25 protein-coding genes are annotated in these 20,928 nt (G+C 32.5%); all 25 read left to right on the top strand.

Annotated features, from left to right (window positions below; genetic code table 11):
* Positions 1 to 6: 6 nt before the first annotated feature.
* The 25 genes from PP176A_RS01970 to PP176A_RS01850 all read left to right on the top strand — a co-directional run bounded on the left by PP176A_RS01970 (position 7) and on the right by PP176A_RS01850 (position 20,830).
* On the top strand, positions 7 to 804 hold the full coding sequence (locus tag PP176A_RS01970; protein WP_071138761.1) for a motility protein A: 798 nt from the start codon (positions 7 to 9) through the stop codon (positions 802 to 804).
* Entirely contained in the window at positions 801 to 1,502 is a 702-nt protein-coding gene (locus tag PP176A_RS01965) for an OmpA/MotB family protein (protein ID WP_071138760.1), read from the top strand. Before PP176A_RS01970 ends, PP176A_RS01965 begins: the two co-directional genes overlap by 4 nt.
* A gap of 12 nt (positions 1,503 to 1,514) precedes the next feature.
* The gene (locus PP176A_RS01960; RefSeq protein ID WP_071138759.1) at positions 1,515 to 1,949 is read left to right on the top strand and encodes a flagellar basal body-associated FliL family protein; all 435 of its coding nucleotides are present in this window, start codon (positions 1,515 to 1,517) and stop codon (positions 1,947 to 1,949) included.
* 14 nt (positions 1,950 to 1,963) lie between these two features.
* Complete coding sequence (fliM, locus tag PP176A_RS01955; protein ID WP_071138758.1) at positions 1,964 to 2,959, top strand: flagellar motor switch protein FliM; 996 nt, start codon at positions 1,964 to 1,966, stop codon at positions 2,957 to 2,959.
* Positions 2,952 to 4,124, top strand: a complete 1,173-nt coding sequence (gene fliY / locus PP176A_RS01950; RefSeq protein ID WP_071138757.1) for a flagellar motor switch phosphatase FliY — start codon at positions 2,952 to 2,954, stop codon at positions 4,122 to 4,124. Before fliM ends, fliY begins: the two co-directional genes overlap by 8 nt.
* Positions 4,125 to 4,153: 29 nt before the next feature.
* Entirely contained in the window at positions 4,154 to 4,516 is a 363-nt protein-coding gene (locus PP176A_RS01945) for a response regulator (RefSeq protein WP_071138756.1), read from the top strand.
* Between the two features lie 3 nt (positions 4,517 to 4,519).
* Positions 4,520 to 5,041: a FliO/MopB family protein gene (locus PP176A_RS01940; protein WP_071138755.1), complete on the top strand. Its 522-nt coding sequence runs from the start codon at positions 4,520 to 4,522 to the stop codon at positions 5,039 to 5,041.
* Positions 5,022 to 5,783 (top strand): flagellar type III secretion system pore protein FliP, encoded by a 762-nt coding sequence (fliP, locus tag PP176A_RS01935; protein ID WP_071138754.1) that lies wholly within the window; start codon positions 5,022 to 5,024, stop codon positions 5,781 to 5,783. The genes PP176A_RS01940 and fliP overlap by 20 nt, the downstream gene beginning before the upstream one ends.
* Positions 5,784 to 5,796: 13 nt before the next feature.
* Positions 5,797 to 6,066 (top strand): flagellar biosynthesis protein FliQ, encoded by a 270-nt coding sequence (gene fliQ, locus PP176A_RS01930; RefSeq protein WP_071138753.1) that lies wholly within the window; start codon positions 5,797 to 5,799, stop codon positions 6,064 to 6,066.
* Between the two features lie 13 nt (positions 6,067 to 6,079).
* Positions 6,080 to 6,856 (top strand): flagellar biosynthetic protein FliR, encoded by a 777-nt coding sequence (fliR, locus tag PP176A_RS01925; protein ID WP_071138752.1) that lies wholly within the window; start codon positions 6,080 to 6,082, stop codon positions 6,854 to 6,856.
* Positions 6,853 to 7,950, top strand: coding sequence for a flagellar biosynthesis protein FlhB (gene flhB / locus PP176A_RS01920; RefSeq protein WP_071138751.1), 1,098 nt, complete (start codon positions 6,853 to 6,855; stop codon positions 7,948 to 7,950). The genes fliR and flhB overlap by 4 nt, the downstream gene beginning before the upstream one ends.
* A gap of 10 nt (positions 7,951 to 7,960) precedes the next feature.
* Positions 7,961 to 9,988: a flagellar biosynthesis protein FlhA gene (gene flhA, locus PP176A_RS01915; protein ID WP_071138750.1), complete on the top strand. Its 2,028-nt coding sequence runs from the start codon at positions 7,961 to 7,963 to the stop codon at positions 9,986 to 9,988.
* Positions 9,988 to 11,073 carry a flagellar biosynthesis protein FlhF gene (flhF, locus tag PP176A_RS01910; RefSeq protein ID WP_071138749.1) on the top strand — a complete coding sequence of 362 codons (1,086 nt, stop codon included), beginning with the start codon at positions 9,988 to 9,990 and terminating at the stop codon, positions 11,071 to 11,073. The genes flhA and flhF overlap by 1 nt, the downstream gene beginning before the upstream one ends.
* A 1-nt stretch (position 11,074) precedes the next feature.
* Entirely contained in the window at positions 11,075 to 11,977 is a 903-nt protein-coding gene (locus tag PP176A_RS01905) for a MinD/ParA family protein (protein WP_071138748.1), read from the top strand.
* A gap of 5 nt (positions 11,978 to 11,982) precedes the next feature.
* Positions 11,983 to 12,648, top strand: a complete 666-nt coding sequence (locus PP176A_RS01900) for a flagellar brake protein (protein WP_071138747.1) — start codon at positions 11,983 to 11,985, stop codon at positions 12,646 to 12,648.
* Positions 12,648 to 13,700: a protein-glutamate methylesterase/protein-glutamine glutaminase gene (locus PP176A_RS01895; protein WP_071138746.1), complete on the top strand. Its 1,053-nt coding sequence runs from the start codon at positions 12,648 to 12,650 to the stop codon at positions 13,698 to 13,700. The genes PP176A_RS01900 and PP176A_RS01895 overlap by 1 nt, the downstream gene beginning before the upstream one ends.
* Entirely contained in the window at positions 13,701 to 15,722 is a 2,022-nt protein-coding gene (locus tag PP176A_RS01890) for a chemotaxis protein CheA (RefSeq protein ID WP_200795943.1), read from the top strand.
* A gap of 14 nt (positions 15,723 to 15,736) precedes the next feature.
* Positions 15,737 to 16,162: a chemotaxis protein CheW gene (locus PP176A_RS01885; RefSeq protein WP_071138745.1), complete on the top strand. Its 426-nt coding sequence runs from the start codon at positions 15,737 to 15,739 to the stop codon at positions 16,160 to 16,162.
* A gap of 15 nt (positions 16,163 to 16,177) precedes the next feature.
* Positions 16,178 to 16,792 (top strand): chemotaxis protein CheC, encoded by a 615-nt coding sequence (locus PP176A_RS01880; RefSeq protein ID WP_071138744.1) that lies wholly within the window; start codon positions 16,178 to 16,180, stop codon positions 16,790 to 16,792.
* Position 16,793: 1 nt separating this feature from the next.
* A complete protein-coding gene (locus PP176A_RS01875) occupies positions 16,794 to 17,279 on the top strand; it encodes a chemotaxis protein CheD (RefSeq protein WP_071138743.1) in 486 nt (161 codons plus the stop codon).
* A gap of 23 nt (positions 17,280 to 17,302) precedes the next feature.
* Positions 17,303 to 18,061, top strand: coding sequence for a sigma-70 family RNA polymerase sigma factor (locus tag PP176A_RS01870; RefSeq protein WP_071138742.1), 759 nt, complete (start codon positions 17,303 to 17,305; stop codon positions 18,059 to 18,061).
* Positions 18,062 to 18,066: 5 nt separating this feature from the next.
* Positions 18,067 to 19,437, top strand: a complete 1,371-nt coding sequence (locus PP176A_RS01865) for a DUF342 domain-containing protein (protein WP_071138741.1) — start codon at positions 18,067 to 18,069, stop codon at positions 19,435 to 19,437.
* A gap of 11 nt (positions 19,438 to 19,448) precedes the next feature.
* Entirely contained in the window at positions 19,449 to 19,763 is a 315-nt protein-coding gene (locus PP176A_RS01860; RefSeq protein ID WP_071138740.1) for a hypothetical protein, read from the top strand.
* Between the two features lie 13 nt (positions 19,764 to 19,776).
* On the top strand, positions 19,777 to 20,208 hold the full coding sequence (locus PP176A_RS01855) for a DUF6115 domain-containing protein (RefSeq protein WP_071138739.1): 432 nt from the start codon (positions 19,777 to 19,779) through the stop codon (positions 20,206 to 20,208).
* A gap of 211 nt (positions 20,209 to 20,419) precedes the next feature.
* On the top strand, positions 20,420 to 20,830 hold the full coding sequence (locus PP176A_RS01850) for an RrF2 family transcriptional regulator (RefSeq protein ID WP_071138738.1): 411 nt from the start codon (positions 20,420 to 20,422) through the stop codon (positions 20,828 to 20,830).
* The last annotated feature ends 98 nt before the right edge of the window (positions 20,831 to 20,928 follow it).

Genomic DNA, 20,928 nt, shown 5'->3' with positions numbered 1-20,928 from the left:
TAAATTTTGGATATAGCAACTGTAGTGGGACTTCTTGCAGGAATATTTTTTACTATATATGGAGTTTACTCATCTGGAGGTGTTATAGCCTCATATATAAATATTCCATCCATAATAATTACATTAGGAGGTACTTTGGCTTCCACTCTTATGAGCTATCCTCTTAAAAGTTTTCTAAATTTGGGAAATGTAATTAGAAATGCATTTAAAGAAAAGGACTTCAGCCCTAATAAAATAATAGAAGAGATAATTAATCTTGCCAACGTTGCACGTAAAGAAGGCTTGCTTTCTTTGGAGGAATATGGAGAGAAGATTAATGATGATTTTCTTAAAAAAGGAATTCTGTTGATAGTAGATGGTACCGATCCTGAATTGGTAAGAAATATAATGGAAACAGAGCTTACATTTCTTGAAGACAGACATGCTGAAGGTCAGAGAATGTTGGAGTCGGCAGCAACTTTTGCACCTGCTTTTGGTATGATAGGAACTCTTGTAGGACTTATAAACATGTTGAGAACCTTAAGTGATCCCAGTACTGTAGGACCTCAAATGTCTGTAGCGTTGGTAACGACTTATTATGGGTCCATTTTAGCAAATGTCGTTTTTTTACCGATGGCTAATAAATTGAAAATTGTAGGAAACAAGGAGGTGCTGGTTAAGGAACTGATAATAGAAGGATTGTTGGCAATACAGGCCGGAGAAAACCCAAGGATAATAGAAGAAAAGTTGAAGACCTTTGTATCTCCCCAAATGAGAAAAAATTACAGAGAACAAGAACAGCTTAGAAGAGAGGGAGTTATATGAGAAAGAAGAGAGAAGCGGATAATGTAAATACATCTTCCTGGCTTAATACATATGCTGATATGATAACACTTTTACTCTGTTTCTTTGTGGCAATATATGCTTTTTCCAATGTAGATAAAGCAAAGTTTGATACTATGGTTCAGTCCTTTAGACCTGGTGAAAGTTCGGGAAACGGAAGTAATGTCAATATTGAAGATTTGGGATTGGACGAAGATGAGTTAGAAAGAATTAGGGATATTTTGGAAGAATATACTGATGAGAAGGGACTTTCCGATGAAATTACGATGGATTTGGAAGAAAGAGGACTTGTTATAAGGTTTAAGGACAGTGTATTTTTTGACTCGGGAAAGGCTGATATAAAACCAAAATCAAGGAATATCCTCCATTATTTAGCGGAGATACTTAAGAAATCTGAGTTTAAAAGTATGCAGATTAAAATTGAAGGCCATACGGATTCGGATCCAATTGTACATTCTAATGAGTATCCTACTAACTGGGAATTATCTGCAATAAGAGCGACCAATGTATTAAGATATTTAGTTGAAGTTGAAAATATTGAAGGAAACAGGATATCTTCATCCGGATACAGCTATTACAGACCCATAGCGCCAAATGATACTAAAGCAAATAAAGCTAAAAACAGAAGGGTTGATATTGTAATACTCAGAGAGTCTTCTCAAAAAAATGAACCTAAGTAAAGGAGTGATAAAGTGAGTACTAAGAAAGTAATACTAATTGTGGTAGTTGTTGTTATAATTATACTTGGACTTGCCGGGACAATAGCGGGATATGTGTTTAATAAAGGGGGCTTTACTTTTTTTGAAAATAATAAGAAGAAGGAGAAAGTTGAGAAATATTATTTATCTTTAGATAGTATATATTGTAATATAAAAGACAGTAAAAAAGTGCTCAGCCTTAAGGTGACAATAGAATTGATCGATGAAGACAGCAAAACGGAATTGGAAAATAAACAATTTTTAATAAAAGATGATATAAACAAAATAATCAGAAATAAAACAGAAGAAGAACTTCAGGGAAGCGAAGGGCTGACCAATCTTCAGAAGGAAATAAAGAACAGTTTGGTAAAAATATTCGATGACGAAAGTATCACAAATGTTTATTTCGATGAAATGATTATTCAGTAGGGGAGGTAGCACAATTGCCAGAAGTATTGTCTCAAAATGAAATAGATGCCCTACTTCAAGCTATTAGCTCAGGTGAAGCAAATGTCCAGGATATGAAAGAAGAGAAGGGTTCTAAAAAAGTTAAAAAGTATGATTTTAAAAATCCTCAGAAAATTGCAAAGGATCAATTGAGAACTTTAGAAATAATCCATGAGAATTTTAGTAGGCTATTGCAGACTTTTCTATCCGGCTACTTAAGAGCGCCTGTTAAGATAGGTATTATGACTGTGGATCAATATGCCTACAGTGAATTCAACAATGCGATTTCCAATCCGGCTTTTTTAACCATTATTAATTTTAACCCTTTGGATGGCCAGATAGTAATTGATATATCTACTAATATTGTATATACAATGATTGACAGACTCTTGGGAGGAGATGGAGATGGAAAATATGAATCCAGAGGATTTACGGAAATTGAATTATCGTTATTAACTGTAATAATGTCAAAACTAAATGATTTTATTAAGGAAGCATGGAGTAATGTAATTGATTTGGAACCGTCCTTAGAAAAGATTGAAACTAATTCTCAGTTTGCTCAGATAGTACCTCCTAACGAAACTGTTGCTTTGATAACATTGAATATTGAAGTGGGAAAGGTAGAAGGAATGATAAATGTTTGTATTCCATATATAGTCATAGAGCCTATATTGGATAAACTTAGCACAAAATATTGGTTTTCGACTTCCAAAAAGGACATTTCCGAGGAAGACGAAAAATTAATTAAAGACAGGATCTTGGATACGATAGTTCCCATAACAGCCGAACTGGGAAATACGAGAGTTAAGATCAATGATATTGTCAATTTAACTGAGGGAGATGTAATAGGTTTTGATAAGAGTAATAATGAAAATATAAAGGTCAAGATAGGTCCCTTTGTTAAATTTTTAGGTAAACTTGGAACTGAAAATAATAAGATGGCAATAAAAATTAATAAGATAATAGAGGAAGGTGAAAATATATATGGCTAATGATATGCTTTCTCAAGAAGAGATAGACGCATTATTAAAAGGAACAACGGAAGATAATTTAACGGATTTAAATGGGGAAATCAGTGAAGTGGAAAGAGACGCATTGGGAGAGATTGGTAATATCAGTATGGGTTCGGCGGCAACTGCTTTATCTACTTTATTAAAACAAAGGGTAAGTATTACGATACCCCAAGTTTCCGTGGAGAATATCAATATTCTTGCCGATGAGTATACAATTCCCTTTGTTGCTATAGATGTGAAATATAAAACTGGACTGGAAGGGTCAAATGTATTAATATTAAAGACGGATGATGTAAAAATCATAACTGATCTAATGTTAGGAAAAGAAACTTTTGATTTAAACAGAGAACTGACAGAAATGGATTTATCTGCTGTAAGCGAAGCTATGAACCAGATGATGGGGACCGCATGTACGTCTCTTTCGGAGATGTTTTCAAGAAAGATAGACATTGAGCCTCCAAAATCCACGGAGATAACATTTGAAAAAGCAAAAGACGAGTTAGATGTATTGAAAAATGCAGATTCGATTGTTAAAATATCTTTTAAGATGACAGTAGGAGATATTATAAACAGTAATATCATGCAACTTATTCCAGTAAGGTTTGCAAAGGAGTTAGTGTCAAAGTTAATGGGACAAGATTCTCAAGTTGAATCGGAGGAAGAAGTTGTTTCTGCCAATTCAACCGATGACTCTTCTTTATCTTACGAATATGAAAAAGAAGATGATTTGGATAAAATGTTTGATTCAAAGGTAAAAAAGGAGGAAAGAAAGGAAGAGAAAAAAGAGAAGCATTTACACGAAAACAAAAATATAGAGACAGATAAAAGTGTTATTGTAAAAAAACCTAAGTTTGAGGCTTTTGATGTTGAGCCCAAGAAGGAAAACTTACACAATGAAAGTATAGATTTAGTAGGAGATATTCCCGTTGAAATAACCGCAGAACTAGGAAGGACAGCTAAAAAAATTAAAGAGATATTGGAATATGGCGTAGGTACTATTGTTGAATTGGATAAGCTTGTAGGGGAACCGTTAGATGTTTATGCAAACGGAAAATTTATTGCTAAGGGTGAAGTTGTGGTTATAGATGATAATTTTGGGATAAGGATAACCGATATATCAAATTCATATAAAGAGGATAATTAATTTAATAAGAATTTAAGGAGGATATACATATGGCTGATGGAATACTGATCGTAGATGATGCATCTTTTATGAGAATGATGATAAAAGATATTTTAACTAAAAATGGATTTACAGTTTTGGGAGAGGCGGAAAACGGGATGAAAGCTGTAGAAAAGTATAATGAATTAAAGCCCTCTCTTGTTATCATGGACATCACCATGCCTGAGGTAGATGGAATTCAAGCTGTGAAGGCAATAAGAAAAATTGACGGGAACGCTAAAATAGTTATGTGTTCAGCAATGGGACAACAAGCTATGGTAATTGAAGCAATACAGGCGGGAGCAAAGGATTTTATTGTTAAGCCATTCCAAGCAGATAGAGTAATAGAAGCTGTAAAGAAGGTATTAAGCTAAAATATGGGAAAATATTTTGGAGGAATATTTATCTTTTTGATTACAGTATTTAATTCCTTTGCTTATGCAGAAGGAAATGGCGGTGAAGAAAGTTTTTTAAAATTATTTATTAAAATGATTTTGTATCTTTTAATCTTTATCGCAGTTATAGTACTATGTTTTTACGGGACAAAGCTTGTTGGGAAAAGATCTAAATCATTTTTTAAAAGTAAGTATATGGAAATAATTGATACGGTAAGCTTGGGAACAAATGTTAAATTGATAGTCATGAAGGTGAATGACAAAATTTATATTATGGGTGTAGGAAATAACGGCTTTACACTTATAGATAAAATTAATGAGGATGAATTTCCTATATATGAAGAATCGGATGAAAAGAATTTTACGGACTACTTGAAAAAGTATAATTCAATTTTGGCGTTAAAAGATCTTGGAAAAATAAAAGACAAATTAAAAATGAAAAGGTCAAATGAAGTTAATTCAAATGAGTGTAGGGATGAAAAAGATGACAAAAAGAACAGTTAATTTGTTAATTTTAATCTTTATTATAAGTATGATATTTAGCAGTGGAGTTTATGCACAATCTGGGGTATCATTATTTGGGAAAAATATCAAAATAGAGGATGGAGGTACTCCTCAAGATTATGTATCTTCTATAAAGTTACTTCTTCTATTGACGGTATTATCTTTGGCACCATCGATACTGATAATGATGACAAGCTTTACCAGGATTATAATTATACTTTCTTTTATAAGGAATGCCTTAGGTTTGCAGCAGACTCCTCCCAGTCAGGTTTTAATCGGGTTGGCATTGTGCTTAACGATGTTTGTCATGGCTCCTGTTGGTAAACAAATTAACAGCGAAGCTTTGCAGCCTTTTTTAAAGGAGGAAATAAATCAGGAAGAGGCTTTGAAAAAAGCGATGGCTCCCGTAAGAGAATTTATGTTCAAGCAGACGAGGGATAAAGACTTATCTCTTTTTATGAACATTAAAAATATTTCTAATGTTAAGAACTTGGATGCCATACCTAATTATGTGCTGATTCCGGCTTTTATTATAAGTGAATTGAAAACTGCTTTTCAAATAGGATTTATTATATATGTGCCGTTTCTTGTAATAGATATGATAGTATCAAGTACTTTAATGTCAATGGGGATGATGATGCTTCCCCCTGTTATAATTTCATTTCCGTTTAAAATATTATTGTTTATTTTAGTTGACGGGTGGAATTTAATATCTAAAGCTATGGTTTTAGGATTCAAATAATGGAGGTGGCGGTATGAGTGAAGGAGATATAATTAAAATTGCACAAAGTGCTATTAGAACTATTTTAACGGCATCAGCTCCAATGCTGATCTTTAGTTTGGCAGTAGGTCTTGTTATAAGTATATTTCAGGCGGTAACTCAAATTCAGGAATCCACTTTAGCTTTTGTTCCTAAGATAATAGCCGTACTTTTAGCTCTTGTAATATTTGGACCTTGGATCTTGAAAGTTCTGACGGAATTTACTTCGGGGCTGCTTACAAATATTAATTCTTATATACAATAGACAGGTGTTAATTATGGAAGAAATTTTAAATATGGTACTTAGTAAATGGGAGATTTTTTTGTTAATCTTTATAAGGCTTTCAGGAATATTTATTTTCTCTCCTTTTTTTAGCTCTAAGAATGTACCAAATATTGTTAAAATAGGTTTTAACTTTATGCTTTCTATTATTGTTATGAATGTACTGAATATCAATTCTTTAAATTTAAAGGGGGCTAATTATGTTGTTTTGATAATTAAGGAACTGTCTATAGGACTTATCATAGGGTTTATAAGTTATGTTTTTTTTTCAACCTTTTATGTATTGGGGCAGATTATCGATATGGAAACGGGATTTGCCATGGTAAATGTTCTTGATCCTCAGTTTAATACGCAAATACCTGTTATGGGTAATTTTTATTATATAATGTCATTTTTAATATTTTTGACTATAAACGGACATCATCTTTTGATAAAGGCATTGGTGGATAGTTATAAGCTTGCACCAATTGGTAAATTTACAATAGATAAAAATATTGCTTTTTTCATGGCTGATATTGTGTCCAAAAGTTTTTCGATAGGGTTTAGATTGAGCATTCCTGTGATTACTACTATTTTATTAATTGATATTCTTATGGGGGTTCTTTCAAGAACTATGCCTCAGATGAATGTATTTGTTGTAGGAATGCCGCTAAAGATTGTTATAGGTCTTGTGGTAGTTATGGTGACATTACCATTATTTGGGGTTATATCAAACAATGTATTTGAAGAAATGTTTAATAGTATATATGAATTCTTAAGGTTATTAACATGAGAAGCAGAATTTTTTCTATAGATTTACAACTTTTTGCAGAAGGAGAAAAGACAGAAAAGGCAACCCCAAAGAAAAGAAGAGATACAAGAGAAGAAGGGCAAGTTCTCCAAAGTAGAGAAGTCACTTCCGCCTTTATTTTATTATTATGCTTTATAGGTTTTAAAATTTTTGGAGGTAGAATATTCAGTAATTATCTTGAATTTTTAGAAGAGGTTTTTTCTTTAATATCTAATCCTACTGATATCTTTTTGGAGTCAAATTTTAAGGTAGGATTTCTAAAAGTTATTGTTGAATTTTTGGGGGCAATTCTTCCCATAGGTTTAATATCTCTTCTATCAGGATTATTAATAAATTATGCTCAGATAGGATTCTTGTTTACGACAAAGCCTTTGAAGATTAAACTCAGCAGGATAAATCCTATTGAAGGATTCAAGAGATTATTTTCAAAAAGAGCAATTATGGAGTTGTTAAAATCTATTATTAAGGTAGTCATCATAGGATATGTGGCTTATAATTTTATATCGAATAATTTAAACACCATAATTAATCTTCCGGGACTTGAGATGATTCCGGCCATCAAAAGTATGTCAAGTATTATACTTGATTTTGCAATGAAGATTGCGGGAGTTTTAATTGCTCTTGCGTTTGTTGATTATTTTTATCAATGGAGAGAATACGAAAAGAATTTGATGATGACTAAGGAAGAAATAAAAGAGGAATATAAGCAGACGGAAGGAAATCCCCAAACAAAATCTAAAATAAGGGAGACTCAGAGGAGGCTTGCCAGGAGTAGAATGATGCAGGAAGTTCCTAAGGCAGATGTTATAATTACAAATCCTACCCATCTTTCTGTTGCCCTGAAATATGATGCTGAAAAGTATTCAGCTCCGTATTTGATAGCAAAAGGAGCGGATAATATTGCTTTTAATATAAGAAAGATTGGAAAAGAAAATGATATACCGATTGTAGAGAACAAAATTTTGGCAAGAACTATATATGAAAATGTGGAAATCGGAGAGACAATTCCCGACGATTTGTATGAAGCGGTAGCTGAAGTATTGGCATATGTATATAGTTTAAAAGATAAGTATTAGGAGGATTAATATGAAGTTTGGAGATATAGTTGTAGCGGTGGCAGTCATTGCTATGGTAGTAATAATTATAATACCTATTCCTAAGGTTTTATTGGATATTTTGCTTACTGTGAATCTTGCGTTAAGCTTGCTTATATTACTGCTTTCTATGTATACGAAAGATATATTGGATATATCCGTATTTCCTTCCCTTCTTTTAATAACTACTTTGTACAGAATGTCTTTAAATATATCTACAACAAGAGGAATTTTAACTGAAGGGAATGCCGGAAGCGTAATAGAGGTTTTTGGAAATTTTGTTATACAGGGTAATATAGTCGTCGGATTCATAATATACATTATAATTGTTATTGTGCAGTTTTTAGTAATTACAAAAGGTTCAGAAAGAGTTGCCGAAGTGGCTGCAAGATTCACTCTTGATGCAATGCCCGGAAAGCAAATGGCAATAGATGCCGATTTAAATGCAGGGCTTATTACTGAAAGTGAAGCGAAGAAGAAAAGAAAAGAAGTACAGCAATATGCTGATTTTTATGGAGCTATGGATGGAGCAAGCAAATTTGTAAAAGGAGATGCTATAGCAAGTATTCTAATAACCTTTGTAAATGTTTTGGGAGGCTTTTTAATAGGAATGATGAGTATGGGTTTAAGCTTTTCCGAAGCTCTGCAAAAATATGTTCTTCTTACTGTAGGAAACGGATTGGTTGGCCAGATACCTGCCCTTTTGATTTCAACGGCAACAGGTATCATAGTTACCAGAGCTGCTTCTGAAAGCAGTTTAGGAAAAGATTTAGTCGAGCAGATGTTTGGGAAGAATCCTCAGCTTCTTTCTATAGTAGGTGGTGTGTTAGCATTTTTGGGAATATTTACTCCACTCCATTTTTATATAGTCATCGCTTTAATTTTCTTATTATTGTCCTATTTAATGAAGAAAGCAACAAAAGGAAAAGAGAAAGAAGAGAGCGTCTCCGTGGGGCCGACTGAAGCGGAGGAATTGAGAAGACCTGAAAATGTCATGTCCTTATTAAAAGTGGACAGCATAGAGCTGGAATTTGGTTATGGCTTAATACCACTGGCGGACGTAAGCCAAGGCGGAGATTTATTGGACAGAATAGTAATGATAAGAAGGCAGATTGCTATGGAAATGGGGCTGGTGGTTCCTATTGTAAGATTGAGGGATAATATTCAACTAAATCCAAACGAATATGTGATAAAGATCAAGGGAGTGGAAGTCTCCAAAGGTGAAGTTTATTTCGATCATTATATGGCTATGGATTCCGGTGCAGCTACAGGTGAAATTGAAGGAATTGATACGGTAGAACCTGCTTTCGGACTTCCTGCTAAATGGATTACCGACAAAGAAAGAGAAAAGGCAGAAGTTTTGGGATATACAGTAGTAGATCCTCCTTCAGTAATAGCTACTCATTTAACTGAAATTATTAAGCAGAGAGCTTATGAATTAATAGGAAGACAGGAAGTTAAATCCCTTATTGATAATGTAAAGGAAGAATATCCTGCTGTGGTGGAAGAGGTTGTTCCGAAGGTGTTATCCCTTGGAGAGATAGAAAAGGTCCTTTCAAATCTTTTAAGAGAACAGATAAGTATCAGGGATATGGTTACAATATTGGAAACTTTAGCTGATTATGGTACGGTTACAAAGGATACGGATTTATTAACGGAGTATGTCAGGCAAAAACTTTCAGGGTATATAACAAACAGATATGTGGAAAATAATCATTTGAAGGTCGTTACCTTGGACAGTCAAGTAGAAGAGTTGATAATGAATTCCATAAATAAAAGCGATACGGGTTCTTATCTTTCGTTAGAACCCAGGAAAGCTCAAACAATCTTAAACAATACATTGAAGGTAGTTAAAAAACTTACTTCCATCGGAGAACAACCTATAATATTAACGGCACCAATTGTCAGGTTGTATTTCAAAAGGCTTACAGAACAGTTGACAAATGATTTGGTTGTCTTGTCCTATAATGAGATAGAGTCTTCTGTTGAGGTCCAATCTGTAGGGATGGTGAGTATATAATGAAAATTAAAAGATATATAGGAGAAAATACTCAAGAGGTAATGGGTAAGCTAAAAAAAGAATTGGGGCCTGAAGCAGTAATACTTAATACCAAAACTATTAAAAAAGGTGGCTTTTTGGGATTATTTAAAAAAAGCATGGTTGAAGTAGTGGCGGCAGTAGATGAAGAAGAATATAGTTTTAAAAGACAAAATAACAGAGCAATTAGAAATAATAATGAGAATGATAATCTAAAATCCGAAATAGTAAAACTCCAAAACCTTGTAGAAAAAATGTATAATAATATGAACAAGAGCGATGAGATAAACGAAAGACTTGAAAAGTACAGAGATGTTTTAGTATCCAATGGAGTTGACAAGTTGGTTGCTACCTCAATATTGAATAGTATAAATGAAAATGTTAATATAGAAGATAAGGACGAAGAAACTCTTGATGGAATAGTGAATTATTATTTATATGAGCGCCTCGGAGATGTAGAACCGATAGAGATTGAAGAAAAGCAAAAAGTAATTTTTTTTGTTGGACCTACTGGTGTTGGAAAAACTACTACTTTGGCTAAGATAGCTTCAAAAATTATACTTGAAGGAAAACATAGTGTTGGATTAATAACTGCCGATACATACAGAATTGCTGCAGTGGATCAATTAAAGGTATATAGTGAAATACTTAATATTCCTTTGAAAACCGTTTATAAATCCCAAGATTTGAATAAAGCATTGGAAGAGTTTAAGGACAAGAATATTGTATTAGTTGATACTGCAGGGAGAACCCATAAGGATAGGGAGCAAATACTTGAAACAAAAGAATTAACTGATTCTGTGGACAATAAGGAAATATATCTTGTTTTGAGTGTTTCAACGGATTTAAAAACTTTATTGTCCATATTAAAACAGTATAGCTTGTTTCGTGAATGTAAAATTATTTTTACTAAGTTAGATGAAACGGAGAATTATGGGAATATATTAAATGTAAAATATTATTTTGATAATCCTCTTTCATATATTACAAATGGACAAGATGTTCCCGATAATATAGAAGTAGCGGATTTAAAAAAAATAGCGGGTCAATTGTTTAAGGAGAATTAATATGCCGGATCAAGCTGAAAAATTAAGAAATTTAATAAAGAAAGATAGAAATATAAATATTGATGATTTTGTTACAAAGGAGAGAGAGAAAAAAAGTAAAGTTATTTCTATAACAAGTGGGAAAGGGGGAGTAGGAAAAACTAATTTTACTATAAACTTGGCAATTTCTTTAAAAAGATTGGGATATGAGGTAGTAGTCTTTGATGCGGATATCGGATTAGCCAATATAGATATTGTATCAGGAACTATAACCAAATATACCATTTCGAATTTATTGAAAGACGGGCTTGATATATTTGAAGTAATTCATGAAGGACCGGAGGGAATAAAGATACTGTCCGGAGGTACAGGAATAAATGAATTAACCTTAATCGACGATAAATCAATAAATAAGATAATTGATGAATTAGGGAAATTAGAGAGATTTTCGGATTTTATATTAATTGATACGGGAGCGGGAATACATAATTCGGTAACGGACTTTATAATGTCTTCCGACGAAGTTATAGTTATCACAACACCTGATCCTACATCTATTACTGATAGTTATACTTTAATAAAAACCTTGGTACTCAAAGGGTATGGAAGGCAACTAAATGTAGTGATTAATATGGTTGATAGCAGAACTAATGCCTATGAAGTGTTTAATAAGCTTAACAGGGCAACCGATAGATTTCTGAATATCCAATTAAATTTCTTGGGTTTCTTGGATCGGAATAATATTGTTTCCAACGCTGTGAGAAAACAAGTTCCCTTTGTAATATCAGATCCTTATAATCAGATATCAAAGAAAATAAATATTATAGCATTAAATACTGCGAAAGGGATAAATGTTTTACCAGATTATCGACCTAAAAGTTTTGTGGAAAAATTGAAATACTTTCTTTTAAAAAAGGGTGATTGAAGATTATGGACGATAAAAAAAAGCTTTTTCGTATAGGTCAAAGAATTGAAATTAGCAGAGAAGAGAAGAGAGGAAGAAAATTCTATCCGAGTCAAATTTTGGATATTATCGATAAAAATGTTTATGTCATCAGTGGGCCTATATATAAAACTTCTTTCATAATGGTTCATAAAAATGAAATAATTAAAATTTCTTGTGCAGTAAAAAATAAAGGAAGATTTTGTTTCGAAGGAAGAGTATTAGAAAGAAAGTTCAATAAGATATATATAGTTAAAATTCAACAAGTAAGCAAAGTTTACAGGACTCAAGAAAGGAATTATTACAGATTTCCTATAAATATAAAGGTAATAAAAAAGTTTGTTGTAGGAAAAAGCGAAAAAGAAGAAATCATTGAAGAAAATTGTGAGTCAAAGGATATAAGCGGAAACGGCATAGCCTTAAAAACATCTTTTAAACACAGCATAGGAGATATCGTAGGAATGAGTTTTGATATAAATGACAGAACAATTAATGTTATGGGAAAAGTAGTGAGAATAAAGCCTGTAGATGTATTTTATTATAAATATGAAATTGGAGTAAACTTTTGCGATATCGCTTCGAAAGATAGGGAGACAATAATAAAATATATATTTGAAAGGGAAATAAGAATGAGAGAAAAAGGGTTGATATAATGATTAAAGTATTAATAGTTGATGATTCTGCACTAATGAGGAAAATTCTTTCTGATATATTAAACGAGGATGAAGAGACCCAAGTTATAGCGGTAGCAAACAATGGAAAAGATGCGCTGGAGAAGATAGTACTTTTTAAACCGGATGTTGTTACTTTGGATATGGAAATGCCGGTAATGGATGGCATTGAAACTTTAAAAAATATTGTTGCCAAATATAATATTCCTGTACTGATGATAAGTTCTTTGACTACTGAAGGTGCGGAATATACTATAAGAGCTTTGGAGGAAGGAGCGGTAGATTTTATTCCCAAACCTAAGAATATATTTGGATTGGGAGGAAGTGCAGAAAGAAAGAAAATAATAGACAAGGTAAAGATTGCCGGCAGATCCAATAGAAGAAGATTATATAAAAAAATTGATATTTCAGAACCTGTTAAAAAGAAGTTTGATTTTGATATTCTTAGCGGAAGTAGCTACAATAATATAGTTGCTATTGGTACCTCAACCGGAGGACCGAGAGCTCTGCAAGAAATAATACCAAAGATTCCTTATAATATTAATGCTGCTATAGTGATAGTCCAGCATATGCCTCCTAATTTTACGAAATCTCTTGCGGACAGGCTTAATTCTTTGTCTCAGGTATTGGTAAAAGAAGGAGAAGAAGGGGAAAAACTTAAAAGAGGATATTGCTATATAGCACCGGGAGATTATCATCTGTTAGTAGGTAAAAGAGGAGACGATTTATTTATTAAATTAAATCAGAGTCCTCCTATTTTGGGATTAAGACCGGCAGTAGATCCTATGATGGAATCAGTTGCTAATATAGAGCATAAGAAAAAAGTAGGCATTATATTAACCGGAATGGGGTCTGACGGAACATTAGGGTTAAAAAAGGTAAAAGAAAAAAAAGGTTTTATCATTGCACAAGATGAAAAGTCATCGGTGGTTTTCGGAATGCCAAGGGCAGCTATTAATATAGGAATTGTTGATAAAATATTGCCTTTAGAGTCAATCGCCGATGAGATTATAAATCAAGTGGGGGTGTTATAAATGGATTTGGACATTAGTCAATACTTAAATGCATTTGTGGAAGAATCAAAAGAACATATACAAAATATGAATGAAATACTTTTAGATCTTGAAAAGGATGTTCACAACCAGGACATATTAAATGAGTTGTTTAGAATAGCTCATACCTTAAAGGGAATGGCTGGAACAATGGGATTTAACAGTATGGCAAATTTGACCCATCAGATGGAAGATGTTCTTCAGGGAATAAGAAGTGGAGAAATTCAAGTATCAGAGAATACCATGGATGTACTCTTCGAATGTGCAGACGTTTTGGATTCATGTATATCTCAAATATCCGAAACAAGCAAGGAACCGGAAGACGATTATAGTGCTCTTATCAATAAATTGAAAAAGGCAATGAATAATGAAAAAAATGAAAGCAATGAAGACAATAAGGATAATAAAGATTATGAAAAACCAAAGAAGGAAAAAGTTGAGTTTAATGAATATGTAAATAATGTTTTATGTAAAGCCAGTTCCCAAAATTTAAACAGTTTTCAGATAGATGTTCGTTTGAAAAGTACATGTATGCTTAAATCGGCAAGAGCGTTTGTTGTATTTAATACATTGGAAAACTTGGGAGAAATTATTTATTCGAATCCATCGGCAGAAGATATTGAAGACGAAAAATTTGATTTGGAATTTTCTATAGTTATAGTCACTAAAGAGGAGAAAGAAAAAATAGAAGGAGAGTTGAACGGCATATCGGAAATTGAGAATATTCAGATTGCCGATTTGACTGAATTGGAAGTAAAAACGGAACAAGTTAAGTCTAAGGATATTACCGCGGAAAGAGAGTCTGTGACTCAAAAAGAAAAGAAAGAGAAAAATGGTGGCACTGTTTCCAAATCTGCCAAAGTAGGAAAGACTGTAAGAGTTGATATTGATAGATTGGACAATCTTATGAATCTTGTCAGTGAGCTTATTATTATAAAGACGAGAATGGAGGGAATAGGAGAAACTTCTAATAAAGAAGGCATGAATGAAGCCATTGAATACTTAGAAAGAATTACTACAAGCCTTCACGATGCGGTAATGAAAGTGAGGATGGTTCCTATTGAAAGAGTGTTTAACAGATTTCCGAGAATGGTTAGGGACCTATCGAAGGAATTGAAAAAAAATGTTTCCCTTCAGATGTCCGGAGATGAAACGGAAGTTGATAGAACTGTTATTGATGAAATTGGGGATCCTCTTATTCATTTAATCAGAAATTCAATAGATCACGGAATAGAACATCCGGAAGAAAGGAAAAAGCTTGGAAAGAATGAAACAGGTACGGTTATATTAAAAGCTTATCCTGACGGTAATAATGTAGTGGTAGAAGTAGAAGATGATGGCAGTGGAATTAATTTTGAAAAAATAAAGAAAAAAGCTGTGGAAAAAGATTTGATAAATGGGAAAAATGCCGATACGATGAGTAAGGAAGAAGCAATTGAGCTTTTGTTTAAACCTGGATTCAGTACTTCAGATGTAATCTCGGATGTATCGGGAAGAGGGGTAGGATTAGATGTAGTCAAGAGCAAAATAGAATCCATAGGTGGCTCTATAGAAGTGGAGACAAAAGAAGGAAAAGGAACTAAATTTATAATCAGAATACCTTTAACTCTGGCAATAATTCAAGCGTTGCTAGTAAAAGTAAAAGAAGAAATGTTTGCAATACCTTTAAGTTCAATATCGGAAATCATTAATATAAATAAAGAACAGATAAGAAATATACAAGGACAGGAAATAATACTATATAGAGGAAGAACCATTCCCGTAATAAGGCTGAATAAAATAATCCATACTGAAATAGATGAAGAAAGAAATGAGTTCGTTTCCATTATTGTAAAGAAAGGGGACAAGCAGGCTGGATTAGTAGTGGACAGCCTTTTCGGACAGCAAGAAATTGTAATAAAGCCTTTAGGAAAGTATTTATCAAATGTTAAATATCTCGCAGGTGCAACTATATTAGGTAATGGGAAAATTTCTTTAATATTAGACGTAAATTCATTATTTTAGGGAGGGAAGAGGAAATGGCTTCTGATCTGAATAAATATGTGATATTTAAATTGATAGATGAGTATTACGGATTAGATATCGAAAATGTAATATCGGTTGAAAAGATGCAAGAATTTACAAGAATTCCGAATGCGCCTTCTTATGTAAGAGGAGTAATAAATTTAAGAGGAGAAGTTATACCTGTTATTGATTTAAGAGAAAAATTAGGATTGGAATTAAAATCTACTGATGAAAATACAAGAATAATAATCGTTTCTGAAAGTGAAATAAATTTGGGAATTATTGTAGATTCATCTTCGGAAGTTTTAGAAATACAAAGAAGTCTTATAGATAAACCTTTAGCATCGGAGGAGGAATCCAATAATTATTTAAAAGGTATAGGAAAAGTTGATGGAAGATTGATTATAATTATTGATTTGGAAAAATTAATTGAAGCTTAAATGGGGTGTTAAGATATGTCTATAAATATAGATGACATTAATAGCAATATTCTTGACGTTTTAAAGGAAATCGGAAATATTGGTTCCGGAAATGCGGCTACTGCTCTTGCCAATATGATATCTAAAAGGGTTAACATGGATGTACCTCAAACCCGGCTATTGGAATTCAAAGATGTTTCTAACTTGCTGGGCGGAGAGGAAAATCCGGTAGTAGGTATATATTTTGAAATGAAGGGAGATGTAGTAGGCAATATAATGTTTGTCCTGGACTTAAATTCTGCTAAGAATTTAACTGAAATGCTCTATAGTCATGATACGGATTCAGATGATTTGACTGAAATGGACATATCGGCATTATCGGAAATAGGTAATATAATATCCTCTTCCTATGTAAATTCTTTAAGTGAATTAACAGGATTAAAGATTAAAATTTCGGTTCCGTCTTTATCTATAGATATGGCAGGAGCGATACTTAGCGTACCTGCAATTCAGTTTGGCCATATAGGAGATCATGTGTTGTTTGTAGAAACTAAATTTGAGGAAGGAAAGAGGGAAGTTATAGGGAATCTTTTTTTAATTCCGGAAATTCAATCTTTTACTAAAATATTAAACGGCTTAGGAGTTTTGTAAAATGGGTGTAGTAATAAAAGTTGGAATGTCTGATTTAAATGTTTTAAAAGCACCGGGGATATTGACGACCTTAGGCCTCGGATCTTGTGTGGGAATAGCAATATTTGATAAAAGAAGAAAGATTGCAGGATTGGTACATATTATGCTTCCTTCCAGTAACGAAATAAAAAATAACGGAAATAAAGCAAAATTTGCGGATACCGGAATAGAAGTTTTAATTGAAGAAATGATTAAATTGGGTGCTAATAAAAGAGATTGCATTGCAAAAATTGCCGGAGGGTCTCAGATGTTCACATTTAATTCTAACAATGATATCTTGAAGATCGGGGAAAGAAATATTAAATCTGCGAAAGAAAAATTGAGTCAATTGATGATACCCATTGTTGCTGAGGATACAGGAGGTAATTTTGGAAGAACGATAGAATTTAATTCGGAAGATGGAACTCTTTTCATAAAAACAATTGGTCATGGAGTTAAAACTATTTAGTTTATTCCTGTGGAGGTAGCCTTATGACAACAAAAGAATTATGGTATAAATATAAAGAAACAAATGATATGGAATCAAAAAAGGAATTGATAGAAAAATATGTTCCTTTAGTTAAAGTTGTAGCGGGAAGAATGTTCAACTTTTATGGAAGTAAAATTGAATATGATGATCTGGTAGGGTTTGGAGTGCTGGGACTTATAGACAGTATTGAGAGGTTTGATTTGCATAAAAATATAAAATTCGAAACCTATGCTCAGATACGAATAAAAGGTGCAATTATTGATAATATAAGAAAACTTGACTGGATTCCGAGATCTTTGAGGAAAAAGTCAAAAGATGTACAAAAAGCCATTTTTGAATTGGAGAACAAACTGGGATATAATCCTTCTAACGAACAGATATCCGAGTATTTGCATATTTCACTAAAAGAAGTGGAAAATATGCTGTCAGATATAACTACATTTAATGTTGTATCTTTGGAGGACTTTTTAAATGAAAACGGAGAATACTTTTTTGAGGTAAAAGAAGATGATAAGGATACTCCTGAGAGGGTTTATGAAAAGGATGAAATAAAAAAAATACTGGTTGATACCATAGATGCTCTTCCTGAGAAAGAAAAACTTATAATTTCTTTGTATTATTATGAAGAATTGACTTATAAAGAAATAGGTCATATTTTGAAGTTATCTGAATCAAGAATATCTCAAATACATAGCAGGGTGTTAATAAAAATAAAAAACTGTTTAATTAAGAGTGGAATAAATTCAAATGATTTGAGGTGATTAATATGGGTACTGAAAAAAATATTTCCATAGAGCTATCCCGGGACAAAAAAGAGGGATATCTAACTTTAAAATCCGATAAAAATTTTGAAGGTTTTAGAGAAAAAGATTATGATTTTATATTGGAGAAAATAAAAGAGGTTATTAAAGTTCCAATAGACGAAAAAATGATCAGGAATATATTAAAAAACAGACTATATGACGAAAAATTTTTGATAGCTTCATGGATGGAACCTATTAATGGCAGGGATGGATATATAAAAAATTATTTTGACTCAAAAAAAAGCATGGTACCAAAGGTATTGGAAGACGGAACGGTTGATTACAAGAACTTAGATATGGTTACAAATGTTAAAAAGGGGGATATTCTTTCAGAACTTATTCCGCCGGAAGATGGTAAGAACGGGATGAGAGTAACGGGAGAGATAATTCCGTGTAGACAAGGTAAAAAAGCGTTTTTCAAAAGAGGCAAAAATGTAGGTATCAGTGATGACGGTTTATATGCAGTTGCTTTAAAAGCAGGACAGGTCAAATATATGGGCAATAAAATATCCGTATTCGAGAACTTAAATCTTTCTTCTGTAGATAATTCTACCGGAAATATTAATTTTAATGGTAACGTTACAGTAAAAGAAAATGTAATGAACGGTTTTACCCTTAAGGCAGAAGGAGATATAAAAATAATGGGTATTGCAGAGGGAGCTTATATAGAGAGCCAAGGAAATATATTTGTGAATACGGGAGTTCAAGGATACGGCAAAGGAGAAATTAAAGCTCAGGGTAATTTAACCACAAGATTTATTCAAAATAGCATTATCAATTGTGCAGGAGATATAACTGCAGAGACGATAATGCATAGCGACGTAATAAGTAAGGGGAATATAAATGTAATCGGGAAAAAAGGGTTGATTGTAGGCGGGACGTATAGAGCCAACAGGGAAATAAATGCAAAAATTATTGGATCATCCATGGCTATTTCAACCATACTGGAGGTAGGAACAGATCCTCAGATTAGATTAAAAAATGAAAATGTAAAGAAAACTCTTGATGACATTAGAAATAACTTAGATAAGATTGATAAAACTATTGATGCCTTGGAAAAAAGAGGTAAATTAAGTAATGAAAAGAAAGAAATGTATGATAAACTTGTTTATACACAAAAAAATTTATATGAAAAGATGATAGAGCTTAACAGGCAATATAATGAAAGTAAGACTTATATTGATGAGATGTCGGTAGGAAAAATTAAAGTCGAAGATATAATACATCCAGGGGTAAAGGTTATAATAGGAAATGCCGTTTTACTTATTAGAGATGAATTGAGGCACTGTACATTATATAATAGTGAAGGAGAAATAAGGGTAGGTCCTTATTAGGAGGGGATAATATGCCAGTCAGGCCTGTAGATTATATTCCTCTGGTACATCAAACTCAGGAATTATCAAAAGTAAAACAATCGGAAATTGAAAGAACTAAAGTTCAGATGGAAAATAACTTTGTTCAAAAGGAAAAGACAATTAAAAGGAATGAGACAAGAGTCAATGATCCGGAAAAAAATGAGAGGGTAAGGATCGATCCAAATAGTAAAAGACAAAATACTAACGAAAATAAAAAGAGAAAAGAAGAAGAAGAAAATAAAATCGTAAAAGACAGAAAGAATGAAGAAGTTAAAGAAGGAAGTAAGATAGATATTAGGATTTAAGAGGTGTAAAATAGTGTTGTATAATGTATTGATGATTTTGGGAATTTTTTGTATTGTTATTTCTTTTATATTTTTAAATTCTTTTTCCAATAAAGAAAAAGGGTTCTTTGATGAAATTACCGATATGTATAAAGACATCGAAAAATATAAAGATCATATGGAGGTAGCCATAGATGATTTAGAAAAAATAATTGATTTTTCAGTTGATAAGGCAGACAAATATATTTCCGATTATCCTGTTGCCAAAAAGGAAGAAAGAAATGCCTCACTTACACAGGAAGATGATTTTTTCATAATAAATCATAAAGATGAAGATGATTTATCAAAAAAGGTGTTTGAACTTAAAAATATCGGAATGGATAATAAAGAGATTGCACAAAAACTTAACAGAGGAATAAGAGAAGTGGAAATCATTATAAAAATGAATAGCCAATTGAAAAAGTAATTTTTACTATTAAATTGTTTAATATAATAAATTATGACTGATAAAGTTAGTATTTATGCCTATTGTGGGAGTCTTGAAGAAAAATGTGAGGCTCCCTTTTTCGTATATGCATTATCTTTGGAGTGGGGATATAAAAGTAAACTTGACAAAATATATCCAGAATGATATATTAATTATGATAGATAAAATTTTATTGAATGGAGGGAACTAGTTGCTGATTACACGGGAAACAGATTACGCGTTGAGAATTTTGCGCGTATTGGCAAACGGGAAACGGGTTACTTCAGGTGAGATATGTAAACGTGAATTGCTTCCTCAGCAGTTTGTATATAAGATTTTAAAGAAGTTGGAGAAGGCAGGAATTATACAGATTACCCGAGGTGTTGATGGGGGCTGTAGATTAACCGGAGACCTTAAAAAGCTCAGTTTATATGATTTGACTGAAATCGTTGAGGGAAATAAGTTTATAAGCGCTTGTATGCAACCTAATTTTCAGTGTGCATGGAGAAAGAAATACAACTCTAAGTGTAATGTACATTGTCATTTATTGAAAATCCAGGAGGTATTTGATAGAGAATTGCGTATCCATAGTATTTATCAAATATTATTTGAACAAGTTTAACTTTTTATTTAAATGGATTTGAACATTAAATATATTTTACATATAAAGTGGACAATTTTTATCAAGTATATGAAACCCGTTTAAAATGCTGGTTTGCT

Origin of the sequence: Sporanaerobacter sp. PP17-6a (assembly GCF_900095615.1) — a bacterium.
Classification (GTDB): Bacteria; Bacillota; Clostridia; order Tissierellales; family Acidilutibacteraceae; genus Acidilutibacter; species Acidilutibacter cellobiosedens.
Note: the sequence above shows the minus strand (reverse complement) of the source record. Positions and strands in the feature narration are given on the sequence as shown.

Coding starts and splice junctions, on each gene's coding strand:
- PP176A_RS01875 (WP_071138743.1), top strand. CDS start 16,794: ATGGGTGTAGTAATAAAAGTTGGAATGTCTGATTTAAATGTTTTAAAA.
- PP176A_RS01900 (WP_071138747.1), top strand. CDS start 11,983: ATGGACGATAAAAAAAAGCTTTTTCGTATAGGTCAAAGAATTGAAATT.
- PP176A_RS01965 (WP_071138760.1), top strand. CDS start 801: ATGAGAAAGAAGAGAGAAGCGGATAATGTAAATACATCTTCCTGGCTT.
- PP176A_RS01880 (WP_071138744.1), top strand. CDS start 16,178: ATGTCTATAAATATAGATGACATTAATAGCAATATTCTTGACGTTTTA.
- PP176A_RS01940 (WP_071138755.1), top strand. CDS start 4,520: ATGGGAAAATATTTTGGAGGAATATTTATCTTTTTGATTACAGTATTT.
- fliQ (WP_071138753.1), top strand. CDS start 5,797: ATGAGTGAAGGAGATATAATTAAAATTGCACAAAGTGCTATTAGAACT.
- PP176A_RS01885 (WP_071138745.1), top strand. CDS start 15,737: ATGGCTTCTGATCTGAATAAATATGTGATATTTAAATTGATAGATGAG.
- fliP (WP_071138754.1), top strand. CDS start 5,022: ATGACAAAAAGAACAGTTAATTTGTTAATTTTAATCTTTATTATAAGT.
- PP176A_RS01865 (WP_071138741.1), top strand. CDS start 18,067: ATGGGTACTGAAAAAAATATTTCCATAGAGCTATCCCGGGACAAAAAA.
- PP176A_RS01905 (WP_071138748.1), top strand. CDS start 11,075: ATGCCGGATCAAGCTGAAAAATTAAGAAATTTAATAAAGAAAGATAGA.
- PP176A_RS01945 (WP_071138756.1), top strand. CDS start 4,154: ATGGCTGATGGAATACTGATCGTAGATGATGCATCTTTTATGAGAATG.
- flhA (WP_071138750.1), top strand. CDS start 7,961: ATGAAGTTTGGAGATATAGTTGTAGCGGTGGCAGTCATTGCTATGGTA.
- fliR (WP_071138752.1), top strand. CDS start 6,080: ATGGAAGAAATTTTAAATATGGTACTTAGTAAATGGGAGATTTTTTTG.
- PP176A_RS01895 (WP_071138746.1), top strand. CDS start 12,648: ATGATTAAAGTATTAATAGTTGATGATTCTGCACTAATGAGGAAAATT.
- PP176A_RS01860 (WP_071138740.1), top strand. CDS start 19,449: ATGCCAGTCAGGCCTGTAGATTATATTCCTCTGGTACATCAAACTCAG.
- PP176A_RS01870 (WP_071138742.1), top strand. CDS start 17,303: ATGACAACAAAAGAATTATGGTATAAATATAAAGAAACAAATGATATG.
- flhF (WP_071138749.1), top strand. CDS start 9,988: ATGAAAATTAAAAGATATATAGGAGAAAATACTCAAGAGGTAATGGGT.
- flhB (WP_071138751.1), top strand. CDS start 6,853: ATGAGAAGCAGAATTTTTTCTATAGATTTACAACTTTTTGCAGAAGGA.
- fliY (WP_071138757.1), top strand. CDS start 2,952: ATGGCTAATGATATGCTTTCTCAAGAAGAGATAGACGCATTATTAAAA.
- PP176A_RS01890 (WP_200795943.1), top strand. CDS start 13,701: ATGGATTTGGACATTAGTCAATACTTAAATGCATTTGTGGAAGAATCA.